The sequence below is a fragment of the Sphingobium sp. UBA5915 genome, from assembly GCF_002431195.1.
Classification (GTDB): domain Bacteria; phylum Pseudomonadota; class Alphaproteobacteria; order Sphingomonadales; family Sphingomonadaceae; genus Sphingobium; species Sphingobium soli.
The window spans coordinates 1-3,397 of the sequence record NZ_DJDV01000066.1; the positions used below are offsets into that span (position 1 = coordinate 1).

At 58.5% G+C, this 3,397-nt stretch carries 4 protein-coding genes; all 4 read right to left on the reverse strand.

The annotated features are described in order from the left end of the window. Window positions 1-1,585 (reverse strand): tape measure protein (locus B2V90_RS11065; protein WP_293921278.1); only part of this gene is annotated, 1,585 nt, incomplete at its 3' end. A 49-nt stretch (window positions 1,586-1,634) separates the two neighbouring features. Then, entirely contained in the window at window positions 1,635-1,958 is a 324-nt protein-coding gene (locus tag B2V90_RS11070) for a phage tail assembly chaperone (RefSeq protein WP_228222955.1), read from the reverse strand. Between the two features lie 41 nt (window positions 1,959-1,999). Next, on the reverse strand, window positions 2,000-2,434 hold the full coding sequence (locus tag B2V90_RS11075; RefSeq protein WP_293921280.1) for a hypothetical protein: 435 nt from the start codon (window positions 2,432-2,434) through the stop codon (window positions 2,000-2,002). Between the two features lie 121 nt (window positions 2,435-2,555). Beyond that, window positions 2,556-3,397 (reverse strand): phage tail tube protein (locus B2V90_RS11080; RefSeq protein ID WP_293921282.1); only part of this gene is annotated, 842 nt, incomplete at its 5' end.

The following is a 3,397-nucleotide window of genomic DNA, read 5'->3' on the forward strand; positions in this document are numbered from 1 at the left end:
TTTCGTCCATCAGCGTGGACAGTCGTTCCTTTTCGGTCGTGGTTAGTTCCTTGCCGCCGAGACGTTGTAGGTCCATCTGCGCGGTATATTTCTCAGCCTCTACGGGCATGAGCGCCGCGATCGTGCGGTTCTCCTCCATGACCGCCCAGAATTCCTCAGCGGCCTTCTGCTGACGCGCAGCGGCCTTCGCCGCGCGTTCGGCCTCGCGCTCTGCATCCGTCTTTCTACCTGCGCCGTTCTTTTCGGTCGGAGTGCCTGCGGCTGGTCGCAAGTTACCGCTGCCACCTGTCTTCTTCGGCGGGGGCGGACCCAGCTTGCGAGATTCGTTCAAGAGCTTCTGGTCGTTCCAGTCCTTGGGCACATTGTCGCCCGTGCGCTCACGATAGGCACGTTCCAACTTGGCGCGGGCTCGATCACGATGGGATTGGGCAGCACTGCGGAGGAAACGACCGCGATAATCGCTGGGGGCGGTTTTGTTCGTGGGCAGCGCATCGAGTTCAATCACCGCACCGCTGTCCTTGCCGCCAAGGAGACTGTAGCCGCGTCCGAAGTTACGAACGTCATCGATCACGCCGAGGACGCCTGCAATCTCATTGCGAAGACCCTGCCAGCGCGCAGAGATTAGATCGGCGGCGTTGATACCCTCATTCTCAAGAGGCTTGAACGCGCCGACCAGGCCCTCGAAGCTATCACGGATTTCCGCACCGGCATCGGCAGCGGCATCCGAGATGGAGCGCATATTGTCATTGCCCTGATCGGCGAAATTGTAGAGCGCCTGACTGAAACCACCGCCCTGATCGAACGCACCAAAGGTGACGGTCGCGAGGTTGGTCAGGGCCGTGAACGCATCGCCGAATGTCTTCGGCATCTGCTTGAACTCTTCGTCCAGCGCAGCGGTAAAGCGCGTGTCGGTGAATGCACGGAACAGCTTGTCGGCGGTCAGTTCGCCTTCGCTGGCCATCTTTTTCAGTGCGCCGACTGGGACATTCATGCTGTCTGCGAGCAGCTTCATCAGGCGAGGGCTGTTCTCCGCAAGGGAGCGGAACTCGTCGCCGTTCAGTTTGCCCGACGACAATGCCTGACCAAGCTGGAGGACGGTCGATGCCGTTTCGCCCGCGGTTGCACCGCTGATCTTGAGGGACTTGGTGACGGTTTCGGTCGCGCGGGCAATCTGCTGCTGGGAAGCGTCCAGACCCTTACCGCTGGTCATCAGCTTGCCGTAAAGCGTAGCGGTCGAGGTAAGCTCACTACGAGTGGAAGCGGCGATCCTGCGAACGTCTTCCTGCGCCTGACCATAATCGGCAAAGCCACGGGTCGCGAGGCGCAGCTTCGCTTCCATGTTCGCGGAAGCGTCGGCCATTTCGATGAATTTGGCGGTGATGCCTGCGAGGATCGCGGCAGCGCCAGCGCCCTTGATACCGGCTAGGCTACGACTGAATGTCGTGATGCCGATGGTCGTCGAACCAAGCGCACCATTAAGGCGACGGCTGGAGTTTCCTACTCGATCAAGTGCCCGCTCAGCCTGTGAGCCACCACGTTGAGCGCCAGTTGCGTCGATAGTGATGCGGATGGTTGTGTCAGACATCGAATAAGCAGGCTCCGCGCTATTGGGGTCTGCTTATTTATCGGGGGTGCTAACTGGCCTTGGGCTTGTCGTCCTTGACTTCTGACAGGACTACAGCGTCCATTGCCCGAATGATTGCCCAGAGCATTTCAGCTTCGTGCAAAGTGAGCCGATACCTGTCAGCATATTTCATGGTGTCGTCCCAGCGCAGCTTACTGGCAGCAAAGCCGACATCGCGCATCGACCCGATGGCGAGGAAGGCGTTCCAGAAGAATTCGCAATGCTGGGGGAGGGTAGGCTGATGGGCCTGCGCTTCGGCCAATTCGATAACGGAAGAATGCTCGAAACGGCCTGCCTTGATGGCGGCGCTGGCCTCTTTCTCCAGTCGCTCCATGCGGGCGAAGTCAGGAGAAAGCTGCCAGCGAAGATACTCAGTTAGTTTTTTTTATCGTCCTCAAGGGCTTCTGTTTGGAAGTTGCTTTCTTCGGAACTGAACTCGTCCAACTCCTGAAAAATCCAGTAGGCGCGCTTGTCGGAGAGATATGCGACGAGGTTGGATGCGGTATGCTTCCAAGCGCCGTCACCCTTCACAGGGATGCCAGCACTCTTAGTGACATAGTTCTCCACGAACATGCGGATAACGACACCACGGCGCAGCATCACGTCATCTTCTGTCTGGGGATTGTCGATGCGATCCCTCTCGCGCTTGCTCAGCTTTGCAGTGGCGCGCTTCCATTCCAGCAGCCACTTGGGCGAGTTTACGAACTGATGCTTGACGTGGAAAACGCCATAGCACTTGCCGTCCTTGATCACTTCAATCTCGCGGACTTCATCGTCAGCCACGCTGGGGAGGTCAAAATCAAATTCCATGTAACACCTCAGGTTTTTTACCATGCAGCGTTCTGCTGCCCAGTATTTATCCTGAGGCTCAGTCATGGGTTGGGGCGGTGGAACCTGATAACCACCGCCCCGCAGAAGCTGTTCTGGCCTATTAGGCGACAGGCAGCTTCTGGATCATGATGTCGGTGCCCGACACGGCATCGCCCAGCGGCGAGAAGGTCACGCTGACCATCTGGTTCGCGCCATCTTCGCTATCCTCAGGGAAGCTAGGCTGTGCGGCTGGAATGATGAACCTGTAGCCAGCGCCGTTGAATTCCACGTCGAACGAGATGCTGACGGCTGGGTTTTCAATGCCGTTCTGGATCAGGTTTTCAGGCCCGAAGTCCTTGCGATAGAGCAGGGCGACCAGTTCGATGGTCTTACCGGCAGTGCCGATGCCGCGCGCAAATGCCGAACCCAGCTTGCCCTGTGTCGCACGATCTTGGGTTACGGTCAGGTTCAGGGTCGAATAATCGACCTCGCCGAGACCGCCGATGGCGATGTTCTTCACGTCAGGACCAGCGAACTTCGGCGCAGTGCTGGCATCCGCATAGGTCGCACCGGCAATGGCGTTGTTCGATGGGGTAGCGCGGCCACGACCAAGAACCGTGAAGTCGGCAGTCACGATGCCTCCGAACTCAGCGGTCAGGGCCAGTTCCGAAACCTGACAGCCAAAATAGCGGGTGAACATATTGGTGGTGCCGTCGATCCACTTGCGCTCGACGGTCAGGTCAGTCTCTTTCGTGCCTGCCTTGAGCAAGCCGTCCTGATCGAACTCGCCGGAAAAGGCGCTCTCCAGCAGGAAGTCAGTCGCCGCGTCGTCGGCAGTGAATTCCGTGTTCAGAGTGCCTTCAACGCGGGGATTGACGAGGCGCTGACCGGCATTGGTGCGGCCCTTGCGTCGAGTGGCGCTGACGATTGGATCAGCGGTAGCGTTCAGGTTGGAACCAACAA